Origin of the sequence: Comamonas sp. E6, assembly GCF_001010305.1 — a bacterium.
GTDB lineage: Bacteria > Pseudomonadota > Gammaproteobacteria > Burkholderiales > Burkholderiaceae_C > Comamonas > Comamonas thiooxydans.
Genome location: NZ_BBXH01000053.1, coordinates 1 through 6,279, shown reverse-complemented (window position 1 = coordinate 6,279; position 6,279 = coordinate 1). Strand labels below are relative to the sequence as shown.

Sequence of the window (6,279 nt, the reverse complement as noted above, 5' to 3'; positions counted from 1 at the left end):
CCTAGCCCTGTGTTTACGACATTAATTGGCTGGAATAACACAAACCGAACCGGATAAGTGGAGGCAGCCGATAAACACGCAGCCGATTAACACGCTTGCCCCGTTTGGCAAGTACCCGTCCATGGATGAAGTCAAGTCGGCTTCGGTCGAGGCCGAGAAGATCAAGAGTGAGGGCGATGAAGTCGTCATTGTTTTCTTCGACCCCAAGGCCAATTGAATCTAGGAAAAAACGATGCCCGACAAACAATGGAGCACCACCCCAGCGCGAGGGATGGGGCCGAACTACCACCACCTGCATGGACTGCAGCTAAGGTCTGTACTGCTCAACTGCACTGAAGAAGATGCGCGCACATTGGCTGCCGCACGCGATATGTTGACGGCGCTACAAGCCCTGGCCAAAGGCGGTGCGTTGGTGGATGGCCTGCTTGGCGACCACACGGAGATACTGGAGGCACAAGCAAATGCCCGTGCCATTCTGGAAAAGTTGTCCCCTCAACGCAGTTAGGAAACCTCGTGGCAACTCGAATTCAAGAAGTCAGCGATGCAGCAATTGAAGCAGCTCAAGCGGAAGCCATGAAGATCATGACCGAAGCGAAGCTCCAGATTGAGAAATTGGGCCTTGAAGTTTCGCTGATTACCCGTTGTCCGAACGGCTCAAAGTGGCCGGTGCTGATGCTTGATGCTGGACAAAGCTACCCCGCCATTGAGGCAGTCCGAAACGGTCAGCGATAAGGAAGGAAAGTCGGAAAGTCATGAAATCGCTAGGAGTAGCAATCGTTTGTCTGGGCGCAGCATTTACAGCTGTTGCTGCTCAGCCCTCAAAGCCCGATAGTGAAGAGATAAAGACTGTTGCAGAGGTGGCCACCCTCAAGGTGCTGTATTTGGTCAAGACGGCAGAGCCAGTGAGCATCGGACAGGGCAAGTACGAGGTATCTGTCACTGTCGCAGACAAGGCTTGCAAGGCCACTGTGCAGCCAAGCCCTGTTGACGATATCGGGGTCACCTCAGAAAACGGAAAAAATCGTACGCTAAGACCCAGAGAGCGGACGTAGCGGTCGGAATTTCCCCACGCCTACTTTGGAGCTACTGCGCCAGAGGTAATCGCCGGTCAGGTTGATATGCTCCCAACCCAGCGGCGACAGGTACTGCAACAGCCCTTCATCGACACCATGGCCGTGGCCGCGCAAAGCATTCGCGGCGCGCTCCAGGTAGACCGTGTTCCACAGCACGATGGCCGCCGTCACCAGGTTGAGGCCACTGGCCCGGTAGCGCTGCTGCTCGAAACTGCGGTCGCGGATTTCGCCCAGCCGGTTGAAGAACACCGCCCTGGCCAGCGCATTGCGGGCTTCGCCCTTGTTCAATCCGGCATGCACACGACGGCGTAGTTCCACGCTTTGCAGCCAGTCCAAGATGAACAGCGTGCGCTCGATGCGCCCCAGCTCGCGCAGCGCAACGGCCAGGCCGTTCTGGCGCGGGTAGCTGCCGAGCTTGCGCAACATCAGCGAGGCCGTCACCGTGCCCTGTTTGATCGAGGTAGCCAGGCGCAGGATTTCATCCCAATGGGCACGAATAGCCTTGATGTTCAACTTGTCGCTGCTAATCGTCGGTCTGAGTGCGTCGTAACTGGCTTCACCCTTAGGGATGAACAGCTTGGTGTCGCCCAGGGCGCGGATGCGCGGCGCGAAGCGGAAGCCCAGCAGATGCATGAGGGCAAAGACATGATCGGTGAAGCCCGCCGTGTCGGTGTAGTGCTCCTCGATGCGCAGGTCGGACTCGTGGTACAGCAGGCCGTCGAGCACGTAGGTCGAGTCGCGCACGCCGACGTTCACGACCTTGGTGTGGAACGGCGCGTACTGGTCGGAGATGTGCGTGTAAAACGTCCGCCCTGGGCTGCTGCCATATTTCGGGTTGATGTGCCCGGTGCTCTCGGCCTTGCTGCCGGTGCGGAAGTTCTGGCCGTCCGACGATGACGTGGTGCCGTCACCCCAATGCTCGGCGAAGGGATGCCGGAACTGCGCGTTCACCAATTCGGCCAGCGCCGTCGAATAGGTTTCATCGCGGGTATGCCAGGCTTGTAGCCAGGCGAGCTTGGCATACGTTGTGCCGGGACAGGACTCGGCCATCTTGGTCAGGCCGAGATTGATCGCGTCGGCCAGTATGGTGGTCAGCAGCAGGTTCTTGTCCTTGGCCAGGTCGCCCGATTTCAGGTGCGTAAAGTGGCGGGTGAAGCCCGTCCATTCATCCACTTCCATAAGCAGTTCGGTGATCTTGATGTGCGGCAGGATCATCGCGGTCTGGTCGATCAGCGCCTGCGCGGTGTCAGGCACCGCCGCATCCAGAGGCGTGATCTTCAGGCCAGACTCGGTGATGATGGCGTCCGGCAGGTCGTTGGCCGCCGCCATGCGGTTGACGGTCGCAAGCTGTGTTTCTAGCAGCGTCAGCCGGTCATGCAGGTACTGGTCGCAGTTGGTGACCACAGCCAGCGGCAGTTCGCTGGCCAGCTTGAGGCTGGCGAATTTCACAGGCGGTACCAGGTAGTCCTCGAAATCCTTGAACTGGCGTGAGCCTTGCACCCAGATGTCGCCGGAGCGCAGCGCGTTCTTCAGTTCCGACAGTGCGCACAACTCGTAGTAGCGCCGGTCGATGCCGGCATCGGTCATCACCAGCTTCTGCCAGCGCGGCTTGATGAAGTCGGTCGGCGCATCGGCAGGCACCTTGCGTGCGTTGTCGCTGTTCATGCCGCGCAGCACCTCGATGGCGTCCAGCACATCCTTGGCAGCGGGCGCAGCCCGCAGCTTGAGCACGGCGAGGAATTCCGGCGCGTACCGGCGTAACGTGGCGTAGCTCTCGCCGATGCGGTGCAGGAAATCGAAGTCCTCGGGCTGCGCGAGCTTCTGCGCTTCGGTGACATTTTCGGCGAAAGCATCCCAGGATAGTACGCCCTCGATGGCGGCGAACGGATCGCGGCCCGCTTGCTTGGCCTCGATCAGCGCCTGGCCGATGCGCCCGAACAGCCGCACCTTGGCGTTGATCGCCTTGCCGGATGCCTGAAACTGCTGCTGATGCTTGTTCTTGGCGGCGTTGAACAGCTTGCCCAGGATGCGGTCGTGCAAGTCGATGATTTCGTCGGTGACCGTGGCCATGCCCTCGATGGCGAGCGCGACCAGGGTGGCGTAGCGCCGCTGCGCCTCGAACTTGGCCAGGTCGGCGGGTGTCATCTGGCCACCCTCGCGGGCGATCTTGAGCAGGCGATTCTGGTGCACCGACCGCTCGACGCCGGAAGGCAGGTCGAGCGCCTGCCATGCCTTGAGGCGTTCGATGTGTTCGAGCATGTGCCGCGAATTGGGCTTGACGGGTGACTGGCGCAGCCAGGCCAGCCAGGTCGTTTTGCCGTTGTCCCGGCGTTTGAGCAGATCGTCAAGGCGGCGACGATGCGCGTCCGATAGCGGTTCGGACAAGGTTTCGTAGATTTGCCGGTTGGCGCGGGTGATCGCCTCGGCACAGACGCGCTCGACAACATCCAGCGTCGGCAAGATGACGTGTCGGTGCCGCAGGTCGTCGAGAACACTGTTGGCCAGCATGATGCCCTTGTCGGTTTGCAAGGCCAACTCGGTCGCGGCATGGACAGCCTGCCGATAGTGCGCCAGGCCGAACGGCTCCATGCCCAAATATGCACGCAGCTCAAGCAGATGCTCGCGCCGGGTTTCTTCCCTCTCTGCATACTGTGGCCAGCACGATGGATCGATGCGCAGTTGCCGTCCGATCCATTGCAGCAGGGGCATCGGCACCGCAGCGTCGGGCAGCAGGCCCTGACCGGGAAAGCGCAATAAGCATAATTGCACCGCGACACCCAGGCGGTTGGCGTCACCGCGCCGCTGGCGGATTAGTGACAGGTCGGGTTCGCTGAACGTGTAGAGCCGGATGAGTTCGTCTTGGGTATCGGGCAACGCCAAGAGACTGTCGCGCTCTGCGGCGGAGAGGATTGAACGGCGGGGCATGCAGTCTCCTTCTTCTCAAAAACGTAGGTTTGCGACAATCCCGCTCAACCCTCTGGCGCGGTACAGCAAATCAATGCGTTGCGATTCTCGAAAACAGTTCTTGAAACTTTATTCTTGAATTCTTATCATATCAACGCGTTTCGAGAAATAGTGATGTAGCCAACCGCTGCCCCAAGTGGCTTTGACGTGTTTACGAAAGGAGAAAGACTCATGGGTATTTTTGACAGACTTTTCGGTGGCCACCACGGTGGCGGTTACAGCGGTGGTGGGCATCACGGTGGTGGGCATCACGGTGGTGGCGGTGGGTACGGAAGCGGCGGGCCGCCAGCGGGCGGGTGGGGTAATGGCGGCCTTGCTTGCCCCAACTGCAAGGCATCTAACGCGCCAGGCGCTCGCTTCTGCCAGCAGTGCGGGACTTCGTTGGTTCCTTCGGCTTGCGCGCAATGCGGAACCACACTGCAACCGGGTACGAAGTTTTGCGCTCAGTGCGGCAAGGCAGCGGTCTGACCGTGCCATGCTCGTCGGCTATGCGCGCGTCTCGACGCAGGATCAGAACCTGGAGCTACAGCGAGAGGCCTTGACCCAGGCCGGGTGCCAAAAGCTCTTTGAGGACAAATTAAGCGGCACGAGAGCCGAGCGCCCCGGCTTGGCCAAGGCGCTTGAAATGCTACGCAAGGGAGACACGCTGGTCGTCTGGAAGCTGGATCGCCTGGGCCGTAGCGTCAAGCAATTGGTCGATCTGGTCAGCGAGTTGCACAAGCAGAGCATCCAGTTCAAGAGTCTCACCGACGCCATCGACACCGGCACGCCGTCGGGACGGTTCTTCTTTCACGTCATGGCCAGCCTCGCCGAAATGGAGCGCGAGCTGACGGTGGAGCGGACCCGTGCAGGATTGGCGGTCGCCCGGCTGTCAGGCCGCAAGGGAGGACGCAAACCGAAGATGACCAAAAGCAAGATTGAATCGGCCAAGAAACTGCTCGCCAGCGGGATCGCTCCCAAGGACGTGGCCAAGAACCTCGGGGTCTCAATCCCGACGTTGTATCGCTGGGTGCCGGCTTCCGGTCACGCTGAACAAAAATGAACTCAGAAGAAGGACGAAGATGAGCACCAATCACTCCCATGCCCTACCCAGCGAGCGCAATGAAAAATCGCTCTGGATCGCCCTGGCGCTGACCGGAAGCTTCCTGCTGGCCGAAGTCGCCGCAGGCATTGTTTTCAACAGCCTGGCCCTGCTCTCAGATGCGGCGCACATGTTCACGGATGCAGCGGCGCTGGCCATCGCCTTGGCGGCTGTACGGGTGGCGAGACGGCCAGCCGATGCCAAGCGCACCTATGGCTACTACCGCTTCGAAATCCTTGCGGCCGCATTCAACGCCCTGTTGCTCTTCGGCGTCGCTGGCTACATCCTGTATGAGGGCTGGCAGCGTTTGCGCGAGCCAGCGCAGGTTCAGTCCAGCGGGATGCTGGTGGTAGCAGTGCTGGGTCTGATCGTCAACCTCATCAGCATGCGTATGCTTCAGGGCGGCAAGGACAAGAGCCTCAACGTCAAAGGCGCTTATCTGGAGGTCTGGAGCGACATGCTTGGCTCCATCGGCGTGATCGGAGCTGCGCTGGTCATCCGATTCACCGGCTGGGTGTGGGTAGATGCGGTCGTCGCCGTGGCAATTGGGCTTTGGGTGCTGCCACGAACTTGGCTGCTACTCAAGGAAAGCCTGAATGTCTTGCTGGAGGGAGTCCCAGACGGCATTGACATGGGAGCCTTGATGGCATCTGTTCAGGCCGTGCCAGGCGTGACAGGGCTGCATGACTTGCACGTATGGGCGCTCACGAGCGGCAAGGTCAGCATGACCGCTCATATCGTGTATGCGCCGGAAATAGGGCCCGACGAGTTGCTCAAAACCCTCAAGTTGTTGCTGGCTGACCGATTCAGCATCTTCCATACGACGCTGCAACTGGAGATTGTTGCCTGTGAGCACAGCGTCGATGGGTGCAACTTCGTGGATCATCGCCACAAAGAACCGAGTTCTCAACCAGACCAAGCCGCAGCCCGGCAGGCGTGACTAATGGGACTCCTACTACCCGGCTAGCCAAACCGGTCTTAGCGTACGATTTTTTCCGTTTTCTGAGACGACCCCATATCGGGCCGTGGCGCTGGAAAGTCTCTGCCCTGACCTGCCCTGGCAAGTAAAGGAGAACAGCGGGCGATGTGACGCGGGCAATCTCAGATCAAATCGAGGCTCAGGCACAAGCTTGGTTGACAGGTGCGGTTGCGAGCCGTTAA

7 protein-coding genes are annotated in these 6,279 nt (G+C 60.0%); 6 read left to right on the top strand and 1 reads right to left on the bottom strand.

Translation table 11 applies throughout. From position 1 onward, the window contains the following. Positions 1–232: 232 nt before the first annotated feature. Genes CSE6_RS25700 through CSE6_RS25690 form a run of 3 tightly spaced genes read left to right on the top strand, consistent with a single transcriptional unit; the run spans position 233 to position 1,052 of the window. Positions 233–505, top strand: coding sequence for a hypothetical protein (locus CSE6_RS25700; protein WP_059441868.1), 273 nt, complete (start codon positions 233–235; stop codon positions 503–505). A gap of 8 nt (positions 506–513) precedes the next feature. Next, positions 514–732 carry a hypothetical protein gene (locus CSE6_RS25695; RefSeq protein WP_152668674.1) on the top strand — a complete coding sequence of 73 codons (219 nt, stop codon included), beginning with the start codon at positions 514–516 and terminating at the stop codon, positions 730–732. 20 nt (positions 733–752) lie between these two features. Next, positions 753–1,052, top strand: a complete 300-nt coding sequence (locus CSE6_RS25690; protein ID WP_152668673.1) for a hypothetical protein — start codon at positions 753–755, stop codon at positions 1,050–1,052. On the opposite strand, the gene CSE6_RS25685 is transcribed toward CSE6_RS25690, so the two are convergent. Next, positions 1,029–3,998 carry a Tn3-like element TnShfr1 family transposase gene (locus tag CSE6_RS25685; RefSeq protein ID WP_024945956.1) on the bottom strand — a complete coding sequence of 990 codons (2,970 nt, stop codon included), beginning with the start codon at positions 3,996–3,998 and terminating at the stop codon, positions 1,029–1,031. The two genes, CSE6_RS25690 and CSE6_RS25685, sit on opposite strands and share 24 nt — an antisense overlap. Before the next feature lie 210 nt (positions 3,999–4,208). Between CSE6_RS25685 and CSE6_RS25680 the strand changes: the two genes are divergently transcribed. From CSE6_RS25680 to CSE6_RS25670, 3 genes are read left to right on the top strand one after another with little or no spacing between them, the layout of a single operon-like run. Continuing rightward, a complete protein-coding gene (locus tag CSE6_RS25680; RefSeq protein ID WP_025714488.1) occupies positions 4,209–4,505 on the top strand; it encodes a zinc ribbon domain-containing protein in 297 nt (98 codons plus the stop codon). 7 nt (positions 4,506–4,512) lie between these two features. Next, on the top strand, positions 4,513–5,079 hold the full coding sequence (locus CSE6_RS25675) for a recombinase family protein (RefSeq protein WP_011638900.1): 567 nt from the start codon (positions 4,513–4,515) through the stop codon (positions 5,077–5,079). A 19-nt stretch (positions 5,080–5,098) separates the two neighbouring features. Beyond that, positions 5,099–6,058: a cation diffusion facilitator family transporter gene (locus tag CSE6_RS25670; RefSeq protein WP_023294863.1), complete on the top strand. Its 960-nt coding sequence runs from the start codon at positions 5,099–5,101 to the stop codon at positions 6,056–6,058. Positions 6,059–6,279 lie beyond the last annotated feature (221 nt).